Annotated in this window: 31 protein-coding genes and 1 tRNA gene; 12 read left to right on the top strand and 20 right to left on the bottom strand. The window is 71.3% G+C overall.

Annotated elements, in window-relative coordinates; genetic code table 11:
* Window positions 1–61: 61 nt before the first annotated feature.
* Window positions 62–1,504 carry a glycine hydroxymethyltransferase gene (locus VB059_RS12565; protein WP_323422370.1) on the top strand — a complete coding sequence of 481 codons (1,443 nt, stop codon included), beginning with the start codon at window positions 62–64 and terminating at the stop codon, window positions 1,502–1,504.
* A 33-nt stretch (window positions 1,505–1,537) separates the two neighbouring features.
* Here the strand turns inward: VB059_RS12565 and VB059_RS12560 are convergent, their stop codons facing one another.
* The 6 genes from VB059_RS12560 to VB059_RS12535 all read right to left on the bottom strand — a co-directional run bounded on the left by VB059_RS12560 (window position 1,538) and on the right by VB059_RS12535 (window position 7,272).
* On the bottom strand, window positions 1,538–1,912 hold the full coding sequence (locus tag VB059_RS12560; RefSeq protein WP_323422369.1) for a hypothetical protein: 375 nt from the start codon (window positions 1,910–1,912) through the stop codon (window positions 1,538–1,540).
* An 82-nt stretch (window positions 1,913–1,994) separates the two neighbouring features.
* Window positions 1,995–2,123, bottom strand: coding sequence for a hypothetical protein (locus tag VB059_RS12555; protein ID WP_323422368.1), 129 nt, complete (start codon window positions 2,121–2,123; stop codon window positions 1,995–1,997).
* A gap of 166 nt (window positions 2,124–2,289) precedes the next feature.
* Window positions 2,290–3,255 carry a 23S rRNA (guanosine(2251)-2'-O)-methyltransferase RlmB gene (gene rlmB / locus VB059_RS12550; protein WP_323422367.1) on the bottom strand — a complete coding sequence of 322 codons (966 nt, stop codon included), beginning with the start codon at window positions 3,253–3,255 and terminating at the stop codon, window positions 2,290–2,292.
* Window positions 3,255–4,670 (bottom strand): cysteine--tRNA ligase, encoded by a 1,416-nt coding sequence (gene cysS, locus VB059_RS12545; protein ID WP_323422366.1) that lies wholly within the window; start codon window positions 4,668–4,670, stop codon window positions 3,255–3,257. Before cysS ends, rlmB begins: the two co-directional genes overlap by 1 nt.
* Before the next feature lie 73 nt (window positions 4,671–4,743).
* Complete coding sequence (locus VB059_RS12540; protein WP_323422365.1) at window positions 4,744–6,123, bottom strand: DUF4032 domain-containing protein; 1,380 nt, start codon at window positions 6,121–6,123, stop codon at window positions 4,744–4,746.
* A gap of 51 nt (window positions 6,124–6,174) precedes the next feature.
* Window positions 6,175–7,272 (bottom strand): sn-glycerol-3-phosphate ABC transporter ATP-binding protein UgpC, encoded by a 1,098-nt coding sequence (locus VB059_RS12535; RefSeq protein WP_323422364.1) that lies wholly within the window; start codon window positions 7,270–7,272, stop codon window positions 6,175–6,177.
* Between the two features lie 218 nt (window positions 7,273–7,490).
* Here VB059_RS12535 and VB059_RS12530 point away from each other — a divergent pair, with 218 nt between their 5' ends.
* Window positions 7,491–8,222: a DedA family protein gene (locus VB059_RS12530; RefSeq protein WP_323422363.1), complete on the top strand. Its 732-nt coding sequence runs from the start codon at window positions 7,491–7,493 to the stop codon at window positions 8,220–8,222.
* 32 nt (window positions 8,223–8,254) lie between these two features.
* Here the strand turns inward: VB059_RS12530 and VB059_RS12525 are convergent, their stop codons facing one another.
* Window positions 8,255–8,785, bottom strand: coding sequence for an O-acetyl-ADP-ribose deacetylase (locus VB059_RS12525; protein ID WP_323422362.1), 531 nt, complete (start codon window positions 8,783–8,785; stop codon window positions 8,255–8,257).
* Window positions 8,782–9,441, bottom strand: coding sequence for a hypothetical protein (locus VB059_RS12520; RefSeq protein WP_323422361.1), 660 nt, complete (start codon window positions 9,439–9,441; stop codon window positions 8,782–8,784). The genes VB059_RS12525 and VB059_RS12520 overlap by 4 nt, the downstream gene beginning before the upstream one ends.
* Before the next feature lie 260 nt (window positions 9,442–9,701).
* Between VB059_RS12520 and VB059_RS12515 the strand changes: the two genes are divergently transcribed.
* Both VB059_RS12515 and VB059_RS12510 read left to right on the top strand, forming a co-directional pair.
* The gene (locus VB059_RS12515; RefSeq protein WP_323422360.1) at window positions 9,702–9,881 is read left to right on the top strand and encodes a hypothetical protein; all 180 of its coding nucleotides are present in this window, start codon (window positions 9,702–9,704) and stop codon (window positions 9,879–9,881) included.
* Between the two features lie 27 nt (window positions 9,882–9,908).
* Window positions 9,909–10,100, top strand: coding sequence for a hypothetical protein (locus VB059_RS12510; RefSeq protein WP_323422359.1), 192 nt, complete (start codon window positions 9,909–9,911; stop codon window positions 10,098–10,100).
* 172 nt (window positions 10,101–10,272) lie between these two features.
* On the opposite strand, the gene VB059_RS12505 is transcribed toward VB059_RS12510, so the two are convergent.
* The 9 genes from VB059_RS12505 to VB059_RS12465 all read right to left on the bottom strand — a co-directional run bounded on the left by VB059_RS12505 (window position 10,273) and on the right by VB059_RS12465 (window position 14,422).
* The gene (locus VB059_RS12505; protein WP_323422358.1) at window positions 10,273–10,431 is read right to left on the bottom strand and encodes a hypothetical protein; all 159 of its coding nucleotides are present in this window, start codon (window positions 10,429–10,431) and stop codon (window positions 10,273–10,275) included.
* 344 nt (window positions 10,432–10,775) lie between these two features.
* Window positions 10,776–11,093: a hypothetical protein gene (locus VB059_RS12500; protein WP_323422357.1), complete on the bottom strand. Its 318-nt coding sequence runs from the start codon at window positions 11,091–11,093 to the stop codon at window positions 10,776–10,778.
* A 29-nt stretch (window positions 11,094–11,122) separates the two neighbouring features.
* Window positions 11,123–11,815, bottom strand: coding sequence for a hypothetical protein (locus VB059_RS12495; protein ID WP_323422356.1), 693 nt, complete (start codon window positions 11,813–11,815; stop codon window positions 11,123–11,125).
* A gap of 30 nt (window positions 11,816–11,845) precedes the next feature.
* Window positions 11,846–12,046, bottom strand: a complete 201-nt coding sequence (locus VB059_RS12490) for a hypothetical protein (RefSeq protein WP_323422355.1) — start codon at window positions 12,044–12,046, stop codon at window positions 11,846–11,848.
* Entirely contained in the window at window positions 12,043–12,336 is a 294-nt protein-coding gene (locus VB059_RS12485; protein WP_323422354.1) for a WhiB family transcriptional regulator, read from the bottom strand. Before VB059_RS12485 ends, VB059_RS12490 begins: the two co-directional genes overlap by 4 nt.
* On the bottom strand, window positions 12,333–13,496 hold the full coding sequence (locus VB059_RS12480; RefSeq protein WP_323422353.1) for an AAA family ATPase: 1,164 nt from the start codon (window positions 13,494–13,496) through the stop codon (window positions 12,333–12,335). The genes VB059_RS12485 and VB059_RS12480 overlap by 4 nt, the downstream gene beginning before the upstream one ends.
* Entirely contained in the window at window positions 13,493–13,807 is a 315-nt protein-coding gene (locus VB059_RS12475) for a hypothetical protein (protein ID WP_323422352.1), read from the bottom strand. Before VB059_RS12475 ends, VB059_RS12480 begins: the two co-directional genes overlap by 4 nt.
* Window positions 13,804–14,133, bottom strand: coding sequence for a hypothetical protein (locus tag VB059_RS12470; protein WP_323422351.1), 330 nt, complete (start codon window positions 14,131–14,133; stop codon window positions 13,804–13,806). The genes VB059_RS12475 and VB059_RS12470 overlap by 4 nt, the downstream gene beginning before the upstream one ends.
* Window positions 14,134–14,215: 82 nt before the next feature.
* The gene (locus tag VB059_RS12465) at window positions 14,216–14,422 is read right to left on the bottom strand and encodes a helix-turn-helix domain-containing protein (protein WP_323422350.1); all 207 of its coding nucleotides are present in this window, start codon (window positions 14,420–14,422) and stop codon (window positions 14,216–14,218) included.
* A 148-nt stretch (window positions 14,423–14,570) separates the two neighbouring features.
* Here VB059_RS12465 and VB059_RS12460 point away from each other — a divergent pair, with 148 nt between their 5' ends.
* Window positions 14,571–15,164, top strand: a complete 594-nt coding sequence (locus VB059_RS12460; protein ID WP_323422349.1) for a helix-turn-helix transcriptional regulator — start codon at window positions 14,571–14,573, stop codon at window positions 15,162–15,164.
* Complete coding sequence (locus tag VB059_RS12455; RefSeq protein ID WP_323422348.1) at window positions 15,161–16,435, top strand: tyrosine-type recombinase/integrase; 1,275 nt, start codon at window positions 15,161–15,163, stop codon at window positions 16,433–16,435. The genes VB059_RS12460 and VB059_RS12455 overlap by 4 nt, the downstream gene beginning before the upstream one ends.
* A gap of 49 nt (window positions 16,436–16,484) precedes the next feature.
* Here VB059_RS12455 and VB059_RS12450 read toward each other — a convergent pair.
* A tRNA-Thr gene (locus VB059_RS12450) sits at window positions 16,485–16,559 on the bottom strand.
* Window positions 16,560–16,667: 108 nt separating this feature from the next.
* On the opposite strand from VB059_RS12450, the gene VB059_RS12445 reads away from it, so the two are divergent.
* Window positions 16,668–17,027 carry a DUF3263 domain-containing protein gene (locus VB059_RS12445; protein WP_416339560.1) on the top strand — a complete coding sequence of 120 codons (360 nt, stop codon included), beginning with the start codon at window positions 16,668–16,670 and terminating at the stop codon, window positions 17,025–17,027.
* Here the strand turns inward: VB059_RS12445 and VB059_RS12440 are convergent.
* Window positions 16,970–17,512, bottom strand: a complete 543-nt coding sequence (locus tag VB059_RS12440; protein ID WP_323422347.1) for a hypothetical protein — start codon at window positions 17,510–17,512, stop codon at window positions 16,970–16,972. The genes VB059_RS12445 and VB059_RS12440 overlap by 58 nt on opposite strands.
* Before the next feature lie 208 nt (window positions 17,513–17,720).
* Between VB059_RS12440 and groL the strand changes: the two genes are divergently transcribed.
* Window positions 17,721–19,343 (top strand): chaperonin GroEL, encoded by a 1,623-nt coding sequence (groL, locus tag VB059_RS12435; protein ID WP_323422346.1) that lies wholly within the window; start codon window positions 17,721–17,723, stop codon window positions 19,341–19,343.
* 153 nt (window positions 19,344–19,496) lie between these two features.
* Here groL and VB059_RS12430 read toward each other — a convergent pair whose 3' ends face one another.
* Window positions 19,497–20,015 carry a hypothetical protein gene (locus VB059_RS12430; protein ID WP_323422345.1) on the bottom strand — a complete coding sequence of 173 codons (519 nt, stop codon included), beginning with the start codon at window positions 20,013–20,015 and terminating at the stop codon, window positions 19,497–19,499.
* Between the two features lie 75 nt (window positions 20,016–20,090).
* Between VB059_RS12430 and VB059_RS12425 the strand changes: the two genes are divergently transcribed.
* From VB059_RS12425 to VB059_RS12410, 4 genes are all read left to right on the top strand, one after another.
* Window positions 20,091–21,242 carry a dipeptidase gene (locus VB059_RS12425; protein ID WP_323422344.1) on the top strand — a complete coding sequence of 384 codons (1,152 nt, stop codon included), beginning with the start codon at window positions 20,091–20,093 and terminating at the stop codon, window positions 21,240–21,242.
* Between the two features lie 13 nt (window positions 21,243–21,255).
* Complete coding sequence (locus tag VB059_RS12420) at window positions 21,256–21,972, top strand: copper homeostasis protein CutC (protein ID WP_323422343.1); 717 nt, start codon at window positions 21,256–21,258, stop codon at window positions 21,970–21,972.
* A 31-nt stretch (window positions 21,973–22,003) separates the two neighbouring features.
* Entirely contained in the window at window positions 22,004–22,687 is a 684-nt protein-coding gene (locus VB059_RS12415) for an FMN-binding negative transcriptional regulator (RefSeq protein ID WP_323422342.1), read from the top strand.
* Between the two features lie 128 nt (window positions 22,688–22,815).
* The gene (locus VB059_RS12410; RefSeq protein ID WP_323422341.1) at window positions 22,816–23,418 is read left to right on the top strand and encodes an NUDIX hydrolase; all 603 of its coding nucleotides are present in this window, start codon (window positions 22,816–22,818) and stop codon (window positions 23,416–23,418) included.
* The last annotated feature ends 187 nt before the right edge of the window (window positions 23,419–23,605 follow it).

Below are 23,605 nucleotides of genomic sequence, written 5' to 3'. Positions count from 1 at the left end.
GGGAACCGGCCAGGAGGTAGATTGAGCCTCGGCGTTCCGTCCCATCTTCGAGGAGAAGCACGTGTCCGACACCACTGCCGCAGCCACCCGCGCCTATCGGGAGGCCCTCTCGGTCATCGAGAGTGCCGAGCCCCGGATCGCCGCAGCCACGCGTCAGGAGCTGACGGACCAGCGAGGTTCGCTCAAGCTCATCGCATCGGAGAACTACGCCTCCCTGCCGGTGCTGCTGACGATGGGCTCCTGGCTCTCCGACAAGTACGCCGAGGGCACCGTCGGCCACCGCTTCTACGCCGGCTGCCGCAACGTCGACACCGTCGAGTCGGTCGCGGCCGAGCACGCCCGTGAGCTGTTCGGCGCCGAGTACGCCTACGTCCAGCCGCACTCCGGCATCGACGCCAACCTGGTCGCCTACTGGGCGATCCTCGCCCACCACGTCGAGGCCCCCGGGCTGGCCGAGAAGGGCGCCAAGAACGTCAACGACCTCACCGAGGCCGACTGGGAGGTGCTGCGCAAGCGCTTCGGCGAGCAGCGGCTGATGGGCATGAGCCTGGATGCCGGCGGCCACCTCACCCACGGCTTCCGCCCGAACATCTCCGGCAAGATGTTCCACCAGCACTCGTACGGGACCGACCCGCAGACCGGCCTGATCGACTACGACGCGCTGCTGGCCCAGGCCCGCGAGTTCAAGCCGCTCATCCTGGTCGGCGGCTACTCCGCCTACCCGCGCCGGGTGAACTTCGCGAAGATGCGCGAGATCGCCGACGAGGTCGGTGCGGTGCTGATGGTCGACATGGCGCATTTCGCCGGGCTGGTCGCCGGCAAGGTCTTCACCGGTGAGGAGAACCCGGTGCCGTACGCCGATGTGGTCACCACCACGACGCACAAGTCGCTGCGCGGCCCGCGGGGCGGCATGGTGCTGGCGAAGGCCGCGTACGCCCCCGACGTCGACCGCGGCTGCCCGATGGTGCTCGGCGGCCCGCTGTCGCACATGATGGCCGCCAAGGCCGTCGCGCTGGCCGAGGCCCGGACCCCCGCCTTCCAGACGTACGCCCGCAACGTCGCCGACAACGCCAAGTCGCTGGCCGAGGGTCTGCTGAAGCGGGGCGTGAAGCTGGTCACCGGTGGCACCGACAACCACATCGTGCTGGCCGACATCGCCGCGTCGTTCGGCCTGACCGGTCGCCAGGCCGAGTCGGCGCTGGTCGACTCCGGCATCGTCACCAACCGCAACTCCGTGCCCGCCGACCCGAACGGTGCCTGGTACACCTCGGGCATCCGGCTGGGCACCCCGGCACTGACGACCCGCGGCTTCGGTGCCGACGAGTTCGACCGCACCGCGGAGCTGATCGTCGAGGTGCTCTCCAACACCACCGCCGCGGCCGCTCCGAAGGGCGGCGCGTCGAAGGCCAAGTACGTGATCGTCGACGGGATCGCCGACCGGGTCAGGGCCGAGGCAGGCGAGCTGCTCGGCAAGTTCCCGCTGTACCCGGGCCTGGAGCTCTGACCTCGGCGGTCCGCCCGCCGCGGCTGATCAGGGTCAGCCCGGCGGGGCCGAAGGGGCCCGGTCGAGGCAGCGCAGCAGCTCGAGCTCGGTGAGGGAGGGGCGCCGCTCCGGAGGGACCCGGACCCGGGCGCCCCAGTTGTCGACCTCGTAGTCGCGGCCGTACGGGGTGCGCCACAGCCAGTGGCCGGGGCGGACCTGGCGGCAGCGCCAGCCGGCATGGGTCTTGGCGCGATGGGCGGTCCGGCCGAGCGGGCCGAGGCTGTTGATCCGGGTCTGGCCCGGTGGCCCACTGGCCCGGTAGGCGACCCGGCCAGGACCGCGGGGTCCCAGGCCGGACAGACGCAGGAACGGCGCGGCACCGTAGGTGTTGATCGTGGTGCTGGGGTGACATGCAGACCGGCCCGGCACAGGGCCGGGCCGTCAGAGGCGAACGGTCAGCAGGACCGTGAGAAGGGGACGGCCAGCAGGACCGTCCGCAAGCAGGGGTGGCTCAGGCCTGGGTGCGGGTGGCCCGGCGCCAGCAGTCGTCGACGTCCTCGATGTCCCAGCGGGGGGTGAAGGAGTCGGCGCCGGTGGCGGCCAGCAGGGCGGTCTCGTCGAGGTGGGGGTGCTTGAGCATGCGGTTTCCTTTGCGGTCGTCGTCCGTGGTGGTGCGTGCGGATGACGCCGTTGTCGGTCCTGCAGTTCAACCGTAAACGAGTTCCCCGACCGACCCAAATGCATTGCGACGCAACAAAGCCATGGCCCGCGTGATTCTGCACACGCCGGTCGGTCGGGGCCCCGGCTCAGTCCTCGGCGCCGGCCCGGGCCCGGCTGATCTCGTACAGGGCGATGCTGGTGGCCACGCCGGCGTTCAGTGACTCCACGTCGCTGCTGATCGGGATCGACGCGAGCACGTCGCAGTTCTCCCGGACCAGCCGTTGCAGGCCCTCGCCCTCGGACCCGACGACCAGCAGCACCGGCCCGTCGACCCCGGGGATCGACGCGATGTCGGTGTCGCCCTCGCCGGCCAGCCCGACCACCACGAAGCCGGCCTTGGCGTAGTCCTGCAGCACCCGGTTGAGGTTCGTCGCCCGGGCCACCGGGATCCGTGCCGCCGCCCCGGCGGAGGTCTTCCAGGCCGCTGCGGTCATCCCGGCCGAGCGCCGCTCGGGGATCACCACGCCCTGGGCGCCGAACGCCGCTGCGGACCGGATGATGGCCCCGAGGTTGCGCGGATCGGTGACCTGGTCCAGCGCCACCACCAGCGGGGACCCCGGCGCCTGCAGCGCGTCGGCCATCAGGTCGGCGGGATGGGCGTACTCGTAGTCGGGCAGCTTGATCGCCAGACCCTGGTGGGTCGCCCCGGCGGTCAGCCGGTCGAGCTCCTGCTTGGTGGTCTGCAGCATCGGGATCGACTTGTCGGCGCACATCCGGAACACCTCGCGCACCCGGTCGTCGCGGTCGATGCCGTCGGCCACGTACACCGTCACCACCGGGATGCCGGCGCGCAGCGCCTCGACCACCGGGTTGCGGCCGGCGACCCATTCGGCGCCGCCACCGCGCTGGGCCTGGGGCGTACGCTTCGGCCGCGAGGCCTCGCGGGCCTCGGCGAGCTGCTTGGCACGGTGCGCCTTGTGGTAGACGCGGTCCTCCGCCCGGGGCGTCGGGCCCTTGCCCTCGAGCCCCTTGCGGGCCCGGCCGCCGGACCCGGCGGTGTTGCCCTTGCCCTTGTGCCGTACGGCACCCTTGCGCTGCGAATTGCCTGCCATCAGTGCTCCACGCTCCACTTCGGGCCCTGGGGGGTGTCCTCGACCTGGACGCCCAGTGCGCCCAGTGAGTCGCGGATGGCGTCGGCCGCCGCGTAGTCCTTGCGCGCCCGGGCCTCCTGGCGCTGGTCCAACAGGGCCTTGACCAGGCCGTCGACGACGGGCTCCAGGTCTGCGCCGGGCCCGGCGGCGTCGGTCCAGATCGGGTCGAGCGGGTCGAGCCCGAGCACCCCGAGCATGGCCCGCACCGCAGCGTACGCCTCGCGGACCGCCTCGGTCCCGCCGGCCTCGAGCGCCTGGTTGCCCGCCTTGACGGTGGTGTAGATCGTCGCGACCGCCGCGGGCGTGCCCAGGTCATCGTCCATCGCTGCCACGAACGGTGCCGGCAGCACGGCCGCCGGCGCGGTGTCGCCGACCAGGTCGTGGGCCCGGTCGAGGAAGGAGTCGATCCGCGCCAGCGACGTGGTCGCCTCGGCCAGTGAGGTGTCGGAGTACTCGATCGACGAACGGTAGTGCGGCGCGACCAGGTAGAAGCGGACGGCCCGCGGCGGGTACTGCTTGGTCACCTCGGTGACCAGCGCGCCGTTGCCGAGCGACTTCGACATCTTCTCGCCGGCCGCGGTGACCCAGGCGTTGTGCATCCAGTAGCGGGCGAACGGCCGGCCGGCCGCGGTCGACTGGGCCAGCTCGTTCTCGTGGTGCGGGAAGCGCAGGTCGAGCCCGCCGCCGTGGATGTCGAACTCGTCGCCGAGGTACTTGCCCGACATCGCCGAGCACTCGAGGTGCCAGCCGGGGCGCCCGCGACCCCACGGGGTGTTCCAGGAGGCGGTCTCGGGCTCGCTGGAGTCGGTGCGGCCCTTCCACAGGGCGAAGTCGTGCGGGTCGCGCTTGCCGCGGGGATCGGAGTCCTCGGCCGGCGCCATGTCGGCCACCCGCTGGCCGGACAGCCTGCCGTAGTCGGGCCAGGAGCGGACGTCGAAGTACACGTCACCCGACCCGTCCTCGGCCACGTACGCGTGCCCCCGCTCGATCAGCAGCGTGATCAGCTCGATCATCTCCGGGATATGGCCGGTCGCTCGCGGTTCGTACGTCGGGGGCAGGCAGCCGAGGGCCTGGTAGGCCTTGTGCAGCTCCAGCTCGAAGCGGTAGGCGAGCGCGTACCACTCGACGCCCTGCTCGGCGGACCTGCGGAGGATCTTGTCGTCGATGTCGGTGACGTTCGCGACGATCTTCACCGTGTAGCCGGACGCGGTCAGCCAGCGGCGCAGGACGTCGAAGACGACCTCCTTGCGGATGTGGCCCAGGTGTGGCGCGGACTGGACGGTGAGCCCACAGTGGTAGATCGAGACCTGTCCCGGCACCACGGGCACGAACTCCCGGGTCAGGTGGGTCATCGAGTCATAGAGCTGGAACGTCACGGGCCAAGAGTACCGGTGGACGTCGGGTGGCAGCGCCATCGAGGGGCCGGGTCCGCGCTCCCGGGCGCGATCCTCACTCCGCGCTGGCGCGGCGGGCCGCCTTCGCCCGGATCGCGGACATGTCCAGGTAGCCGGCCGGCTCCCGTGCGGTCTCGCCGCCGGCCTCCCACGGGTCGTCCGGCAACGGCTCGTCGTCCAGGTCGTCGGCGCTGACCGCCGCGGCCACTTCGCGCGGCTGGTCGGCCCCGGTCGGGGCGACCGACAGCTCCTCGTCGGGCAGGTGGCTCAGCACGTCGCGGACGTAGCCCTGGGTGGCCTCGAGCAGCGGGACCTCGTGCCCGGCGGCCTCGGAGCGGTACCAGCGGTAGTCGAGCATCTCGTGGTAGATCTGCGCCGGCTCCAGCTTGGAGGCGTACTCGGCCGGGACGGCGTGGATCACCGGCTCGAAGCACTCGGTGAGCCACTGGTGGGCGACGACCGCCTCGTCGAGGTTCTGCTGGCCGGTGCGGGCCCGGTAGGAGTCGAGGTCGTTCAGCAGCCGACGGGCCTGGTTCTCCTCGGTGTCCAGGCCGGTCAGCCGCATCAGCCGGCGGGCGTGGTGGCCGGCGTCGACCACCTTCGGCTGGATCCGGATCGTCGACCCGTCCAGGTCGGTGGTGATGTCCAGCTCGGCGACGTCGAAACCGAGCGCGTTGAGGCGGCGCACCCGGCCCTCGATGCGGTGCATCTCGCTGCCGTCGAACTCCTCGGCGCCGGTCAGTTCGTGCCACAGCTCCCGGTAGCGGGTGACGATGGTGTCGACCAGCTGGCGCGGGTCGAGGGCGGAGTCCAGCATGCCGCCGGCCTCCAGGTCGAGGAACTCGCCGAACAGGTTGACCCGGGCGATCTCGAGGTCGTGCTCGCGCTGCCCGTCCGACAGCCGTTCGTGGAACTCGCCGGTCTCGGCGTCCACCAGGTGGGCGGCGAAGTCGGACGCGTCGCGGCGGAACAGCGTGTTCGACAGTGACACGTCGCCCCACAGGAAGCCGATCAGGTGCAGCCGGGCCAGCAGCACGACCATCGCGTCGAGCAGCCGGGTGACGGTGTCGGACCGTACGCCCTTGGAGAACAGGGTCCGATAGGGCAGCGAGAACTGGAGGTGCCGGGTGATCAGGATCGGGTCGAGCGGCTCACCGGAGTGGGTGAACCGGCGGGTGACCACGCCGATCGGCTCCACCGCCGGCGTGCCGAGGCGCATCAGGTCGTGCAGCAGGCGGTACTCGTGCATCGCGAGGTGCTCGACCACCTCCTTGGCGGCATAGACCTCGTCACCGACCCGGATGAACCGGACGACGTGACGGGAGATGCCTCGGGGAAGTGCCACGAGGTGTTCCGCCGGCCACTCGGCCAGCGGAACACCCCAGGGAAGCGGAAGCAGCCGCGCATCGGGGTGGGCGGCGAGGAATCGAGGCACGGGGCCCAGTCTTCCAGATCACCCAAGTCCCGCGCCCCCGGCCGGGCCGGGCTAGGAGATCCTCAGGCCGGTGCGCTCGTCGAAGACGTGGACGTCGGCCGGGCTCGCCGTGAGGCGCACCCGATCACCGCGCTGGGGGCGGTGGCGGGCGAGGATCCGGGCCGCCACCGTGCCGGACTCCTGGTGGGAGCTGAGCGTGGCGGAGACGGGAGTGGCGTAGAGGTACGAGTCGGCCCCGAGCTCCTCGACGACCTCGATGGCGACCTCGAGGCCCCGGTCGTCGGGGGACAGCGACAGCGCCTCGGGGCGGATCCCCAGGGTGACCCCGGCCCCCGGGTCGGCCCGGTCGAGGATCTCCCGGGACACCGGGACGACCCAGTCACCGAGGGCGACGCCACCGTCGACGATCCGGCCGCTGAACAGGTTCATCGCCGGGGAACCGATGAAGCCGGCCACGAAGAGGTTGCGGGGGGTGTCGTAGAGGGCGATCGGGCTGTCGACCTGCTGCAGGATCCCGTCGGCGAGCACCGCGACCCGGTCACCGAGCGTCATCGCCTCGACCTGGTCGTGGGTGACGTAGACGGTCGTCACCCCCAGGCGGGTCTGCAGCGAGGCGATCTGCGTACGGGTCGACACCCGCAGCTTGGCGTCCAGGTTCGACAGCGGCTCGTCCATCAGGAACACCTGGGGCTGGCGGACGATCGCCCGGCCCATCGCGACCCGCTGCCGCTGACCACCGGACAGGGCCTTGGGCTTGCGCTGCAGGTACTCCTCCAGACCGAGCTGCTTGGCCGCGGCCAGCACCCGGGCCTTGCGCTCCTCGTTGGGGACGTTCTGCATCTTGAGCGCGAAGCCCATGTTGTCCGCGACGGTCATGTGCGGGTAGAGCGCATAGTTCTGGAAGACCATCGCGATGTCGCGATCCTTGGGGGGCAGATTGGTGACCTCGCGGTCCCCGATCCAGACGGACCCCCCGGTCACCTCCTCCAGACCCGCCAGCATGCGCAGGGCGGTCGACTTGCCGGACCCCGAAGGGCCCACCAGTACCATGAACTCCCCGTCGCCGATCTCCAGGTTCAACCTGTCGACGGCCGGGTGTTCTGCGCCGGGATAGACGCGGGTCGCTTCTCGGTACGAGACAGTGGCCATGATGAAGTTTTCCTTTCCACGGGCAGGTACGTGCCCGACGGTCCGTAGTGGAATTGGGAAGGACTATAGAGCAGGCCACCATCACCGGCGAGAGGGGGGCCTGCCCGACCGATCCGGCCGCCTGTGCCCGGCCTGTTCGTCGACCGGCGCCCGGCCCGGGCGACGTGTCGGTCGGGCCCGGGCACGTATCATCCGAGCAGCCTTCCGAAGGAGCGCCGATGAGCGACCCAGACGCCGAGTCCCCTGCCGAGGCGGGGGAGGACCGCCCGTGGTGGGACGACCCGTCACTGCCCTGGGCGCACGAGCCGACCCGGCGCGACATCGTGTGCTGGTCCGGGATCGGGCTGGTCGGCATCTACTCCCTGGTGATGCTGCCGCTGCGGCCGGTGCTGCTCGGCTACACGCCGTACGTGCTCGCCGCGGTGTCCGGCTCCCGGACCGCCGTGGTGATGATCGGGGCGCTGTCGGCGACCGGGGACCACTGGTGGTGGGCCGGCTGGCTGATGGCCACCATCAGCGTGCTGAAGTTCGACTGGGTCTACTTCTGGGCCGGCAAGCTGTGGGGCCGCGGCCTGCTCGAGGTGATGACCGGCACCTCGGAGCGGGCGCGGCGGCGCAACGAACGGGCCGAGCAGTTCGCCCTGCGGTGGTCGGTGCCGGCGGTGCTGGCCACCTATCTGCCGATCCCACTGCCCGGGGCGATCATCTACGCCACGGTCGGTGCCGCCGGGATGACCTGGCGACGCTTCCTCGTCGTCGACGTGATCGGCGCGGCGGTGCTGCAGGGCCTCTACCTCTACCTCGGGCACTCGATCGGCGCGCCCGCGGTCCGGTTCGTCGAGGTGTACGCGAAGTACAGCATCTGGCTGTCGCTGGTGCTGCTGGTCGTGGTCGTCGGCGGGATGCTGTGGGGCGACCGCCGGCGCAAGGGTGGTCGTACGGCGGCCTGAGGCCCGTACGGGGGCCCGGAGCGACGGCGGGATCAGCCGCGCAGCTCGATCAGGGCCCGCTCGAAGATCCGGAACGTGTACTCGTCGTGCAGCACGAACATCGCCTCCGCGACCTGGGTCGGGGTGGTCGACACGGTCGTGATGGCGATCCGGGCCGCGTCGGCCAGCGGCCAGCCGTACGCCCCGGCGGAGACGGCCGGCAGGGCGATGGTCGTCGCCGCCAGTTCGTCGGCCACCCGCAGGCACTCCCGGTAGGACGACATCAGCAGATGGGTGCGGTCCTCGGTCGGGGTCCACATCGGGCCGACGGTGTGGATCACCCACTGGGCGTTGAGCCGCCCGGCGGTGGTGGCCACCGCCTGGCCCGGGGGCAGCCCGTCGGGCAGACTGGTCGCCCGCAGCCGCCGGCACGCCTCGAGGAGCTCCGGCCCGCCCGCCCGGTGGATCGCCCCGTCGACACCGCCCCCGCCGAGCAGGCTGGAGTTCGCGGCGTTGACGATGGCGTCTGCACGCTGCTGGGTGATGTCCCCGATGGTCAGGGTGACGGACGCGTGGTTGCTCATGACAGGTGATTCTGGCCCGGTTCCCAGAAGTTGGTCTGGTAGTTGAGCACCTCACCGGGGTCGAACAGGTCATCCACACCGTCCGCCGCGTCGACCTCGCTGCGGGACGGGGAGGTCGGGCGGGTGGAGACCGCATTCACCTCGAGCAGTGGGCGCAGCCCGGGGGTGGTGGTCAGCTGGCCCAGGCCCATGTAGTTGAGGATGGCCATCGCGTAGCCGAGATCGCCCGAGGGGACCGGCGTCGCCCCGGCCAGGCTGGCGAACTGCTGGGCAGTCTCCTCGACCGCGGACTGGTCGACCAGCTCGAAGTCGTGCCGGGTGAGCACCGAGACGACCTCACCGCGGGGGACCGCCTGCGCCGAGCCGGGCGACCCGGCCGCGCTCCGGCCCGTCCCCGATCCGCGGCCCTCGCCCTCGCCGAGGAAGCCGAACCCGCGCCCGCAGTAGGCGACCTGGGCGTCCTGGAAGTCCAGCAGGGCCCCCTCGAGGCGGATGTCCGCATCCTCGAGGTCACGTGGGTCCGACCCGGGCCGCAGCGACGCGAGGCGCTCGAGGTGGATGAGGACCTGCTCGGCGAATTGCCGGCCGTTGCGGACGAGCTCCTGGTAGGCGGCTTCGGACCACGGGGCGCCGGCGGAGGGAGAGGTGGGGGCCATGGCTCTACGGTATAGCGCCTCGCCCGGTGCGCGAGCAGCGCCCGTCCACGGAGCGCGGTGGTGATGGAGCTCCCACAGGGAGTCGAACCCTGATCTGCTCTTTACAAGACAGACCAGGCCCAGCACCCCCCGAAACCCTCGACACCCCACCGCCCGGAACGGCGCGGTGAGCACGTCGAGAGAGCAGACCCAGACACCCCCCGAATCCCGACCAAAGTCACCCGACTGCACACACATCTGAGCACACAAGGAGCCCCCGCATGAAGACCACCGGACGTACCCTGACCGCCGAAGAGCTCGCCATCGTCATCGCAGCCCTGGAGCAGGCCGCACTCGACCACCGCAACCCCGACGACCGGGACGACCTGATCCGCGAGTACACCGTCACCCTCAACCTCATCGACATGCTCGGCATCGCCGATGAGGTCACCATCTCCTGACGGTCGAGACTGGCGAGAATGGATCGCATGTTCAGCCCACCTGACACCGAGGAAGCCCGGGCAGTGTGGGCAGCAGGACGGGCCGACGCCCGGCAGAACCGCCCCAAGGACAGCGGCCGCTACACCGTGGCGGCTCTGCGGGCAATGTACCTGCAGGGGTACGCGTGGGGCCGCCAGGAGTCGCTGCAAGCGAAGTACGGCGACCCGCCCACCGCCTAGCGAACCAACAGCACGAGCCCCCCTGCATCGGATGCAGGGGGGCTCGTCGTCACCCCGGCCGAACCACCGCCCAGGGTGTGAAAGGTCTTGCCCTCGACCACCACCGATGGTACCAACCAGAGACCTTCTGGGGGGCGTATGCGCCAGGGGCTAGGTGATCCCATGCCATCGGTCAGACTCCTTGCAGCTTGGCCTCGAGGTCGAGGCGGTCGAGGAAATCGGTCACTGTGTTGACCTGGTCGAGGTCGGCGGCGTTGATCGTGGCGTGCACGATCACGGTGCCGATCGTGGTGCCCGCGGCCGCGCCGAGGGCGGCCGGGCCGCGGAGCATGTCGAGGGCCTGCGCGACGATGCCCTCCTGGGGCTGGGACAGGACCAGCTCATTGCCGGGCCACGACAGCGCCGAGGACAGCCCGGCGGGCAGGCGGCGACCAGTCGGACCAGTCCAACGCCCGCACCCGCGCCCGCGAATACCACCGGGGGCATTTTGGTGTCAATGTGACGGTAAACCTCGGCGCGTCTGCTGTTTCCCTGACAGCAGATCACGCTCTGACTAGGTCAAATAGGGCTTGTGTGTGCGGTGTGTGTGCAGACTGTTGGGTGCGGGTTCGGGGTGCTGATGGGCGCCGACCACCCGGACCAGGTGGTCAAGGTGGTCGGCGCTGCATGAGGGCGCTATCCGGCGTCAGCGGCTGTGGCCTGGTGGTCGGGCACCTCGAGCCACCGGAGGGGGCCGTGGTCGAACCGGTCGTCGATCGACAGCCGACCACCGGTCGGGATCTTCGCGGCGGCGATGCTGGCGGGGTGCGGCAGGTAGCGCGGGCAGTCGGTGGCGTGCTTCCACTGCACAGCTGGGTCCTGCCGGTCGCAGACCGGGCACGCGGGGTCGAGGCCGTTACCGCCCCGGCCGCCCACGTCGGGGATGAACGGGTGCGGATCGGCGGCGGCGCGGTAGTGGTCGGAAGCGGGGAGGTTGCTCCACTGGTTGGTCATGGGTTGGGTCTCCTATCGGTTGGGTCGGGTCATGCATTGGGGTCGGTGAGCTGGGCGGCCACGTGGTCGTACTCCTGCTGGGCGTACTTCCCGGCGATGGCATGCTCCAACCCGTTGATGGTCCGGCCCTCGGCGGCGGCCTGGGCGGCGGTCAACTCGTGGGCGGCCAGGCTGGCGGCAGCGCGTCCAAGGAGGGCGTCGGTGGCCTCGGCGCCTGCGGGGGTGCCTGCCAGTGCCCGGGTCATCGCCAGGTCAGCGGCGGCAGTGAACTCGGCGAACCGCTGGGCGGGGTCGGAGTCGCGGCCGCGGCTGTCGAGGTGGATACGGACGGGGGCGGCCTCGCGGGCGGCCTCGATCATCGCGACGTCACGGTTCTTGACGGCGAGCTGGAGCACCTCGGCGAGGCCGGTACCGGCGTCCAGGAGCTGGCCTACCCGGTTGGCGGCACGGTTCAGGGCGGCGTCCTGGGTGGGGCTGGCGGGCGCGGCGGGCCGGTAGGCGGCCAGGTCTGCGGCGGCCGCGTCGGTCCGGGCCTTGAGGTTGGCCAGGGCGGCGGCCGCGTCGGTCCGGGCCTGGGTGATCAGCTCGGCCTTGTGGGTGTCGGACCACGCCTTGCTGTTGGCGATGCCGTCGATGTCGGCGGCGAGGGCCTCGCGGATGTTGCGGGCGGCGGTGGCCGCGGCGTCGAGCTGGCGACGGGCGGCGGTGGGGGTCATGGGCATGGGGCTCTCCTGGGGGTGAGTGTTTGGGGGTCAGCGGGTGGTCTTGCGGGCGCGGGGTGCTCGGCCGTGGCGGGCACGCTGGGCGCGCTGGGCTCGTGCCTTCGCCTTGTGGGCGGGCCACCGGGTGGCGTCCCGGGCGGCGGCGGAACGGCCGTGCACGCTGGTCAGACGCTCGTCGATGGTGGTTTCGGGGTCGGTCATGGTGGGGGTCTCCTCGGTCGGGGTGGTCATGCTGCGGCGGCCTCATGCGCGGCCTGGGCGGCGCGGCGTCCGGCGGGCTTGGCCAGGTCATGCCCGGCCCACACCCCGAACACCTCGCGGCACTCGACAGCGGCGGCGAGGCACTCGGCGGTGATCGGGCAGGCGGGGCAGTGCTCGGCGGCCACGGCGCGGTGCTCGGCGTCCTCGGACGTCCACAGCAGTGAGCCGTGGCAGGGCGGCGGGGTGCCCTCGGCGTAGAGGTTCCCGAGGGCCTCGCCCAGGGTGAGTGCGGCGCTGCTCGTGTGGTTGGTGTCGGTCATGCTGCGGTGCCTCCGGTGATCTGCTCGCAGGTGTGGCAGGCGTCGGGTCGGTAGTCGGTGCCGTGCAGTCGGCAGGCCACCGCACCCCCTCGGGGGGCCGTTGAAAGTGTTGAAAGTGTCGAAATGCCCCCTTCGTCGGGTTCCGTTTCATCACTTTCAACGGTTTCAACAGCCCTTGCCGGGGGTCGGTAGAGGCCGCGACCGGCCTTCGTGAGGCGCCCGGACTCGGCGAGGCGAGCCAGGTAGGTTCCGGCCGTCTTGTTGTCCATCCCGAGCGCCTCGGCCACCTGCTTGGGCGTGACGCCTGCCGGGTGACCGCTCGCGAACTGGAAGATGCGCGTGGAGTCGTCGCCGAGGTTCGAGGTCTGCTCGCGTTCCTCGGCTGCCCGGGCGGCGGCGGCCAGGTCGGCACCGTCGAGGGTCCACTGACCGTCGAACGTCAGCGCGTACTCACCCTCGTCGACGTCACGGCCGGTCACCTGCACCATGCCGTTCGGCTCGTTGCGCTTGCGGGTCAGGACGATCACTGAGTCGACAGCGCCCGCGATGCCCTGGGTGCCCGACACGGCGTCGAGGAAGTCCGTCGCGGCCATCTTCCGGGTGTGGTGAATCGCCGTCAGGGCAGCACCCGGCCAGTCATCCACCGTCCGCTTCAGGCCAGCGGTGAACGCGTAGTCGGACGCGTACCCGTCGCTTGCCCGTGACGGCGGCATGGCCTTGCCGAGCGTGTCGAGGATGATCAACGGGGCCGGGCCGACGTTCGGCCGGTCGCCCATCCACGCCTCGATCGTGTCGACGACGAGGCCTGGTTTCACATCGGTGAGGTAGTCGAGCCCCTCGGGCAGCGGGGTGTGGTGCGTGAGTCGCCTCATGCGTTCCTGTAGGCGGCGGTCGCCGTCCTCCAGGGCGAGGAGCAGCACCGGGCGCTGGTCGACGGAGAGGCGGCCTAGGGCTCGTCCGCCGGACGCGACAGCGAGCGCGACGTCGAGGGAGAACCACGACTTGCCTGCCTTCGGTGATCCGGCGATGAGCGACATGCCTTCGGGGATGATCCCGGGGACGTGCCAGGCGATGGGCGGGAACGTCTGTCGGTCCAGCCATGCGGCGTTGCGGAGCTTGGCGAGGAGCTGGTCCGGCTCGGGGTGGGGCGTGTTGGTCATGCTGCGGCCGCCTCGCTGGCATCGTCGGCGGCCAGGTCCCAGCCGAGTACCTCGGCGATCAGGTCGGCGTCGACGGTGGCGTGTTCGAGGATGGCGGCGTGTCGGCGGCATTCCTCAGCGTCGGCCGTCAGGCGGGCGTAACGGGCCGCCAGGGCCTCCGGCGTGGCGTTGCCGTGAAAGTCTCCCGGGCGGGGCCGGGCGGCCTCCAGTACGGCAGCACGGGCCTCCCAGTAGCGTCGGGTCGCGGACGTAAGCGCGTCCTGCAGGTTACGGAGCGTGAACCGCTCCAGGTAGTCGGGTGCAAGCGTCACCGAACCTCACCAGCTTCACGGGAGCGGCGGGTGCCGCGCCACAGGGTCGTGGCCCCGCCCCGGCGCTCACGGCGGCCGGACTTGGCGTAGCCAGCCACTTCGATGAGGCCGGACTTGTGCAGGCGGGCGAACACGAGGCCTGGCACGTTCGGGTGGGTCGGGTCACCGGGGACGAGGGCTCGGACGTCGGTCGAGTCGAACGTGCGGCCTGTCGCGGCGAGTTGGCGGATGGCCGCGGTGGCGGCGGCGGTCCAGTAGCTGTTGGGGTCCTCGACCGGGGGCATGCCAGGGAGCGTGTCGGGGGCTGCGGCTTGGGTGGTGATCATGGTTGCTGCTCCAGGTGGTTCGGTGATCCGGGTGCGGCGGACTCTGGGCATGAGTCCCCCGGAACAGCGGGGCGGGTGGGGGTCAGGCGGCGTCGTCGTCGAGCATCCGCAACAGGCGGGTGGTGGGCACGAGGATGCGGCGGCCGATCCTCACGCTGGGGATGTCACCTCGGCGGATTGCTTCGTAGGTCTGGTTCTTGCCAAGTCCCAGCACTCGGGACGTCTCATCGGTGGTGAGGGTCGGCTTGCCCAGCAAGGCCGCTACCTCCGGTGCGTAGTTGATGGTCACGGGGGCCTCCCAAGAACGTGCATTCACGATGGAACGTGAACTCTTGACACATCTTGATAATAGGAGGGACGTGAGGGGTAGTCAACCCACAGGAAGATATGTGACACTATTCCTGACAGAACGTGAACAGACGGGAGAGAAGGGACTAATGCGTATCGAAGAAGTCGCCGGAGCGAACATGAGGACGGCCAGAAACCGCCGCGCATGGAGCCAGGCCAACCTCGGCGAACACCTCGCGCCCTACCTGGGTGAACCATGGGCACGGGTCCAAGCGATCTCGGCAGCAGAGACCGGCAAGCGAGCGTTCACCGCCGCCGAGCTCGTCACCATCGGCCACGTCCTGGGGGTGAGTGTCGCCGACCTACTCGCCCCTCCCAGCGGGGTCACCACGGTCACAGCCGGTGAACTCTCCATCGACCTGGACCAGTTCAAGCGCGACGCATGGCTGAGCGCCCTCATGGCCGGACAGCAGCGGTTCAGGGACCTGAGCAAGGCCCAGCGCGCTCTTGACGCATCGGCACGCGGGATTGCGGGGCAGATGCTCGCCGACCCCGAAATGGCCGCCTATGTCCTCGACGGGCTGCAGGCCGAGCGCCGCGCCCATGAGGACGACGAGCCCCTGCCGCCGGACGTCGACCCGGCGAACCCATCGGGGCTGCGCTCGGACCTCGACAGGTCCCTGCTGCAGTTCCTCGAACTCGTCGAAGCCGAGTACCGCAACCTCAAGGAGAACGAACGATGAGTGACGTGTGGCGGCGCTGCGGCTGCCGCGACGAGAACGGCCGCCAGTACCGGCCCCTACCGAAGAACCCCACCGACGACCAGCAGGCCCGCGCCTGCCCCACCATGCTCACCGACCCGAAGCACGGCACCTGGGGCTACACAGTGTCCGCCGGATCCGACCCGGCCACCGGGAAGCGTCGACAGATCCGCAAGGCCGGATTCACCGGAGTGCGGGCCGCCGAGCGCGCCCGCGCCAAGCTCGTAACGTCCCTCGATGACGGCACCTACCGCGAGGCGTCCAACATCACCGTGGGCGAGTACTGCACCGCGTGGCTCCCACGTCGCAAGGCCACCGGCAACGGCCTACGCCCGTCCACCGCCCGCATGTACGACGCGTACATCACGAAGGACATCGTCCCGTCGAAGCTCGGCGCGACCCGCCTGCAGGACCTCCGACGCTCCCACGTCGCCGACTTCGTGCACGGGCTCGTCGAGGCCGGACGCGGCGCGCCCACGGTCAAGCGGATCATCGCGACGTTGCAGGCTGCCCTCGCCCAGGCCGTCAAGGACGAGGTGATCATCGCGAACCCCGCCACCGACACCGACCTACCCACCGTCCGCCGCAAGCCCGTGCAGGCGTGGGAACCCGCCCAGGTGCGGGCGTTCCTCGACCAAGCCGCGACGCACCGCCTCGGCCCCCTGTACGAGGTCACCGTCCTCACCGGCATGAGGCGCGGCGAGGTGTGCGGCCTCCGATGGGATGACGTCGACCTCGAGCACCGCCGCCTGACGATCCGGCACAACCGCGTCGACGCGGGCGGCAAGGTCGTCGAGTCCGAACCCAAGACGGCCGCCGGACGCCGCTCGGTGGCCCTGTCTGACGACGCTGTGGCCGCGCTGCTCGCGTGGCGCCTGCAGCAGCAGACCGAGGCGGCCGAGTGGGCCGAGGCGTGGAACGACACCGGCTACGTGTTCACCCTGGAGGACGGCAACCCGCTGCACCCGACCTACGTCACGCGCTTGTTCCAGACGATCCGCAAGGCCGCGAAGCTGCCGGACGGGGCGACGTTCCACCACCTGCGCCACCAAGCCGCGTCCAACCTCATCGCCGCCGGGGTCGACATCGCCGTGGTGTCGAAGATCCTCGGCCACGAGTCCATCGCCATCACGTCGGACTTCTACGGCCACCTCGTCGGGTCCGTCGCACAGGACGCCGTGAACGCAGCCGCCGAACTGTTGCGGACCCCCGCTGAGCACACATTGAACACACAAGGCGGGGCAGCGGCGTGACATCCGGTGAGCCCAAGACCCCGACCCACGCAATGACGCGGGGGAGTAGTGGAGCTCCCACAGGGAGTCGAACCCTGGTCTGCTCTTTACAAGAGAGCTGTTCTGGCCGTTGAACTACGGGAGCGCAGGCCAACATTGTGCCGTGGAGCCGCGACGATGTCGAAAGGCCCCACCACCGTACGGTGCGGCCCGGCTCGTCCCGCCGGCCGTACGGGGCGCCTAGCATGGCTGCGTGACCGCCTCCGCCCCCCTCGACCCCACTGGAGAAGAAGCCATCGGAGAGCCCGCTGGAGAAGCCGGCGGCGGCGCCGCCGCGGACCGGCCCGACGGGCTCGGTGAGCAGGAGCGGCGGCTGCTGGACTTCGAGGCGGCCTGGTGGAAGTACGCCGCGACGAAGGGGGAGGGCATCCGGGAGCGGTTCGGCCTGTCGGCCACCCGTTACTACCAGGCGCTCAACACGCTGCTGGACGACCCGGCGGCCCTGGCGTACGACCCGCTGCTGGTGCAGCGACTGCGCCGCGAGCGGGACCGGCGTCAGCGCGAGCGGTCGGCCCGACGCCTGGACGGGCGGGCGGAGGACCGGGTCCGGTAGCCGCGGCCGGCCCGGTGTCTGCCGTCGGTCCGATGCCCGCGGCCGGCCCGGTGTCTGCCGTCGGTCCGGTAGCCGCCGTCGGCGAGCCCGGCGCGGACCTCGAACCAGTTGGCCGCCCCGAGGTCACCGGTCCGCAGCCAGGACCAGGCCGCCGCCACCAGGTAGGCCGGCAGCATCGGCAGACCCAGCCAGTGGCACCACTGGGTGGCGTGGCGCTCCTCGTGCTCGAGCAGCCGGGGGAGCCGGCGGGCCAGTTCGTCGAACCGGCCCGGGGTGATCACCACCGAGCCGACGGTGAACGCCCCCGCGACCGGGAACCCCAGCCGGTAGCCCTCGGCCAGGTGCAGGCCCCGCGGCCCGCGGCGGACCTCGCACCGCCCGAGCGCCGCCACCGCCAGGCCGAGCGGGGTGGAGAGGTTGGCCCAGTTCGCCAGGGCGCGCACCGTGCCGGAGGTGTCCCGGGCGGGCCGGCGGGTGGCGTCCATACCGCCAGTCTCGCACCGGGAGTGTTTGCACTCGTTGGGGGTGAGTGCTAACAATTGCTTTGGCACTCCCCGCGGGTGAGTGCTACGTACGTGGGACTGGTGAGGCCCGGCCGGGCCGTCCGTCGCGGGCACCGGTCGCATGCACACCCAGACACTACGGACAAGCAACGGGGCCGCGCGCCTCGATTTGCGGGAGGATTCCCGGGACATGGCAAAGCTGATTGAATTCGACGTCGAGGCCCGTCGCGGCCTCGAGCGTGGCATGAACACCCTGGCCGACGCAGTCAAGGTGACCCTCGGCCCCAAGGGCCGCAACGTCGTGCTGGAGAAGAAGTGGGGCGCCCCCACCATCACCAACGACGGTGTCTCCATCGCCAAGGAGATCGAGCTCGAGGAGCCGTACGAGAAGATCGGCGCCGAGCTCGTCAAGGAGGTCGCCAAGAAGACCGACGACGTCGCGGGCGACGGCACCACCACCGCCACCGTGCTGGCCCAGGCCATCGTGCGCGAAGGCCTGAAGAACGTCACCGCCGGCGCCAACCCGATGAGCCTGAAGAAGGGCATCGAGAAGGCCGTCGCGGCCATCAACGACCAGCTGCTCGCCATGGCCACCGACGTGGAGACCAAGGAGCAGATCGCCGCCACCGCGTCGATCTCCGCCGCGGACACCCAGGTCGGCGAGATCATCGCCGAGGCGATGGACAAGGTCGGCAAGGAAGGCGTCATCACCGTCGACGAGTCCAACACCTTCGGCCTCGAGCTCGAGCTCACTGAGGGCATGCGCTTCGACAAGGGCTACATCTCGCCCTACTTCGTCACCGACACCGAGCGCATGGAGACCGTGCTCGACAACCCCTACATCCTGCTGGTGAACTCCAAGGTCGCCAACCTCAAGGAGCTCCTGCCGGTCCTCGAGAAGGTCATGCAGGCCGGCAAGCCGCTGGTCGTCATCGCCGAGGACGTGGAGGGCGAGGCCCTCGCCGGTCTGATCGTCAACAAGATCCGCGGCACCTTCGCCTCGGTCGCCGTCAAGGCCCCCGGCTTCGGCGACCGCCGCAAGGCGATGCTCGCCGACATGGCCATCCTCACCGGCGGCCAGGTCATCTCCGAGGAGGTCGGGCTCAAGCTCGAGCAGGCCGATCTGACCCTGATGGGCTCCGCCCGCCAGGTCATCGTCACCAAGGACGAGACCACCATCATCGAGGGCGCCGGCGAGGCCGACGCGCTCGAGGGCCGGGTCAACCAGATCCGCGCCGAGATCGAGCACTCCGACTCCGACTACGACCGCGAGAAGCTGCAGGAGCGGCTGGCCAAGCTCGCCGGTGGCGTGGCCGTGATCAAGGTCGGCGCGGCCACCGAGGTCGAGCTCAACGAGCGCAAGCACCGCATCGAGGACGCCGTCCGCAACGCCAAGGCGGCCGTCGAGGAGGGCATCCTGCCCGGCGGTGGCGTGGCCCTGATCCAGGCTGCCAAGGCCGTTTCCCTCGACCTGCAGGGCGAGGAGAAGACCGGCGCCCAGATCGTCTTCCGCGCGGTCCAGGCCCCGCTGAAGCAGATCGCCGAGAACGCCGGCCTCGAGGGCGGCGTGGTGGCCGAGAAGGTCGCCAACCTGCCCGCCGGCCAGGGCCTCAACGCGGCCACCGGTGAGTACGTCGACATGGTCAAGGCGGGCATCATCGACCCGGCCAAGGTCACCCGCTCGGCGCTGCAGAACGCCGCCTCCATCGCGGCGCTGTTCCTCACCACCGAGGCCGTCATCGCCGACAAGCCGGAGCCGGCGCAGGTGCCGGCCGGCCACGCCGGTGACGAGATGGGTGGCGTCGGCTTCTGAGCCGACTCCCCACGCGCCGGGCATCGTACGCTGCCCGGACCCAGCACAGCTGAACAGCCGGAGGGCGGTCCCGTACGGGGCCGCCCTCCGGTCGTTCGCGTACGGGGCCCTCGGGTCGTGGTGGGGCAGGCCCGTCGGATCAGGCCCGTCGGATCAGGCCCGGTGGGCCGTCCAGACGGCGTCCGCCCAGATGATCCGGGCCGCGTCGCGCCGCTCCGGTGGCAGGTCGTAGACGACCCGGGCGCTGTAGCCGCTCTGCGGGGCGAGGGTGGTGGGCAGCACCCGCCCCTCGGGGCCGAGCACCGTGGCCGGTCCGTACGCCCCGGAGCGCAGCACGGGCGTGTCGGCGGGCAGTGTGACCTCGGTGCTGCCCGGGTTCTGCACGGTGAACTCCACCGCGGTGACCCGCGCGGTCGACTCGCCCTTGCCGCTCGGCGGCCGGGCGTCCCCGATCCCGAGGATGCAGACCTCGAGGTGGCCGGTGGCGCTCACCTGGGTGACGTCCAGCGGCAGCGCAGTGGTCGGGGCGACCGCCGGGCCGACGCAGCGCTGGGTCGGGATCGGGCCGGGGGCACGGTCCAGCCGTACGTTCATCGGACCCGGGCCGCAGCCGGTGAGCAGACCCAGCGCGGCCAGCGCCGCGACCACGGGCCGAGTGTGTGACAGAGCCATGGTGTCTCCCCTGGTCGGCGATCCCGGGTGGGCGATCCTGCGCCATTCCCGGGCCGAGCTTGCCACAATGGCCCCATGGAGCTGATACCGGTGGTCGACGGACACAACGACCTGGCCTGGGCACTGCGCGAGTACGGCTACGACCTGCTGGCGCACGAACTGGACCGGGACCGCCCGGAGTTCCACACCGATGTGCCGCGGCTGCGGGCCGGAGGCGTCCGCGCCCAGTTCTGGTCGGTCTGGGTGCCCGGCACCCTGGCCGGCGACCGCGCGGTCGCGGCGACCCTGGAGCAGATCGACGCGGTGGGGGCGTTCATCGACCGTTATCCGGCCCACTTCGCCCGGGTGACCGACGCCGACGACTTCGACCGGCTGGTCGCCGCCGGGCCGCACGCGCCGATCGCCTCGCTGATGGGCGCCGAGGGTGGCCACTCGATCGCCAACTCCCTGGGTGTGCTCCGGATCCTGCACCGGCTCGGTGTGCGCTACCTGACCCTGACCCACAACGAGAACAACGACTGGGCGGACTCGGCGACCGACGAGCCGCGCCACCACGGGCTGACCGCCTTCGGCACCGAGGTGATCCGGGAGATGAACCGCCTCGGGATGATCGTCGACCTCTCCCACACCTCGGTCGACACGATGGCCGACGCGCTCGCGGTCTCCACCGCGCCGGTGATCTTCTCGCACTCCTCGGCCCGGGCGATCTGCCCGCACCCGCGCAACGTCCCCGACGACATCCTCGCCGATCTGACCGCCCAGGGCGGCCTGTGCATGGCCACCTTCGTCGCGCCGTTCGTCTCCGCGGCGGCGTACGAGTGGCGCAGCCGGGCCGAGGACGAGGCCCGCCACGAGGGCATCGACGTGCACGACCACGAGCAGATGGAGGCCTTCTACGAGACCTACCCGATCGCGATGCCACCGGCCACCCTTGAGGACGTCGTCGCCCACTTCGAGCACCTGCGCGAGGTGGTCGGGATCGACCACCTCGGCGTCGGCGCGGACTTCGACGGCACCAGCTGGCTGCCCGAGGGACTGTCCGACGTCTCCTGCTACCCGCGGCTGTGGGAGGCGCTGGCCCGCGGCGGCTGGAGCCACGACGACCTGACGAAGGTCGGCTGGCGCAACATGTCGCGGGTGCTGCACATGGTCGAGGACCGGGCGGGGACCATGCAGGCCACCGAGCGGGTGCCCGCCGACGAATCCGCGGCCATGCGGCCCGCCTGACGGAGGGGCGCCGATGGACAGTGTCCTGGAGGTGCTCTGCGGGCACGCCGACGACGCCCGCCGGGCCGAGGAGGGCGGGGCCGACCGGGTGCACCTGGTCGCGCAGGCCGGGGCGGGGGAGATGTCGCCGACGCCCGACGTCGTGGCGCAGGTCTGCGCCGCGACCGCGCTGCCCGTCCGGGTCACCCTGCGGCTGCGCGAGGGGTGGACCACCGACGGCGGAGAGGTGACCCGACTGCGCGGCCTGGCCGCCGCCTACCTTGACGCCGGTGCCGAGGGCATGGTGATGGGCTTCCTGGGCCCCTGGTCGGCGGTCGACGTCGAGGTCTGCGCGACGGTGGCCGGCGACGCCGGCTGGCCGTGGACGTACGACCGGGCGCTCGACCAGTGCCTGGACTTCGACCACGCCTGGGCCGCGCTGCGCCGGCTGCCCGGCCTGGACCAGGTGATGAGCGCCGGCTCGGCCCGGGGCCTGGAGCACGGCCTGGACGGGCTGGTCGACCGGGCGCGCACCGACCCCTGGGTGGCCGAGAACCTGATGGCCGCCGGCGGGCTGGCGCCCGAGCACGTGCCGTGGCTGCACCGGGCCGGGATCCGGGCCTTCCACGTCGACGCCCAGGTGCGTCCGCTCGGGTCGTACCGGGCCTGGGTGGACGCCGGGCTGGTGCACTCCTGGCGCGACCTGCTGGACCGCAGCGATCGCCGGGCCGCCGCCCGCCGACCGGTCTGACCGGTCTGACCGGGCCGATGAGGCCGGTGGGATGATCGACGGCATGTACATCCCGCAGCACTTCGCGATGGGCGACGACGAGATCCGTACGCTCCTGGCCGGCGTCGGGGCGGCCGACCTGGTCACCCGGCACGGCGACGACCTCGAGGCGACCTACCTCCCCTTCGTGTACGACCCGTCCCCGGGCCCGTACGGTCGGCTGATCGCCCACGCGCAGCGCAACAACCCGCAGGTCCGCGAGCCGATCACCGGCGAGGGCCTGGTGATCGCCCACGGCACCGAGCACTACCTCAGCCCGGCCGGGTTGCCGTCCACCGCCGAGCACGGCCGGGCGGTGCCGACCTGGGACTACGTCACCGTCCACGTCCGCGGCGAGGTCCGGCTGCACGACGACCCGGACTGGACCCGCCGGGCGGTGACCGTGCTGACCGAACGGCACGAGCCGGCCGGCGAGTGGACCGTGCAGGACCCGCCCGGTGACTTCGTCGACCGGATGCTGCGCGCCGTGATCGGGGTGGAGCTCGTCATCACCGGCTGGTCGGGCAAGGCGAAGATGGCGCAGAACAAGGCCCCGGACGATCTGGTCGTGCTGATCGACCGACTGCGCACCGCGGGCGACACCGAGGGCGCCGACTACCTCGCACGGGTCAGCCTGCCGGCCGCCACCGCCCGGGCCGAGCTGGTCGCCGACGTACGCACCCGCGGGCGTGGCTGAGGCCGACCAGGACGCCGCGGGACAGGGACCGAGCAGGACGCCGCGGGAGCGGCAGGGGCCGAGTAGGGCACCCCGGGAGCGGCAAGGGCCGACCAGGACGTCGCGGCCGGGCGGTTACGCTGGAGCGCGTGAGTTCCGCGCACCAGCCCCACTTCCACGAACGCCCCGGCATCGCGGTCGAGCCGCACCTGCGGCCGTGGAAGTTCCGGCGGGCGTCCCGCGTCGTCATCGTCGGCCCGGGGGAGCAGGAGCCCGAGGTGCTGCTGATCCACGACAGCGATCCTGGCCTCGCCGGGTCGACCTGGTGGGTCACCCCCGGAGGCGGCATCGACGGCGACGAGACCCCTGCCCAGGCGGCGGTCCGCGAGGTGCAGGAGGAGACCGGGTGGGTCGCCGGCGAGGCGGACCTGCTCGGCCCGATCGCACACCGGGTGGCGCGGCACGGCTACTCCGACCAGGTACTGGAGCAGGACGAGTGGTTCTTCCTGCTCGCCGTGCCGCGGTTCCGGGTCTCCACGGCCGGCCACACCGAGGACGAGCAGCTGACCCTGAAGGGCTCCCGCTGGTGGCCGCTGAGCGCGATCGCCGCGACCGAGGAGTGGATCTGGCCGGCCGGACTGCTCGACCTGGTGGCCCTGGGCGACCTGCCGCAGGCATGGCCCCGCGAGCTCGGCCTGGAGGAGACCGAGTCGACGGTCCCGATCGCGGGCGCCACGCCCCGTACGGCCTGATGCCGCGTACGATCTGACGTCCGGTACCCCCGTACCGCTTGATCCGGTGGGCCGCCGGCCGGGCCCGGGTCAGCCGCGGTCGAGCTTCTCCAGGTCGTCGGCGTCCATGATCCGGTAGCGGTAGCCCTGCTCGGCCAGGAAGCGCTGGCGATGCTGGGCGAAGTCCGCGTCGGAGGTGGCGCGCGGC

Origin of the sequence: Raineyella sp. (assembly GCF_034933565.1) — a bacterium.
In the GTDB taxonomy this organism is placed as follows: Bacteria; Actinomycetota; Actinomycetes; order Propionibacteriales; family Propionibacteriaceae; genus Raineyella.
Note: the sequence above shows the minus strand (reverse complement) of the source record. Positions and strands in the feature narration are given on the sequence as shown.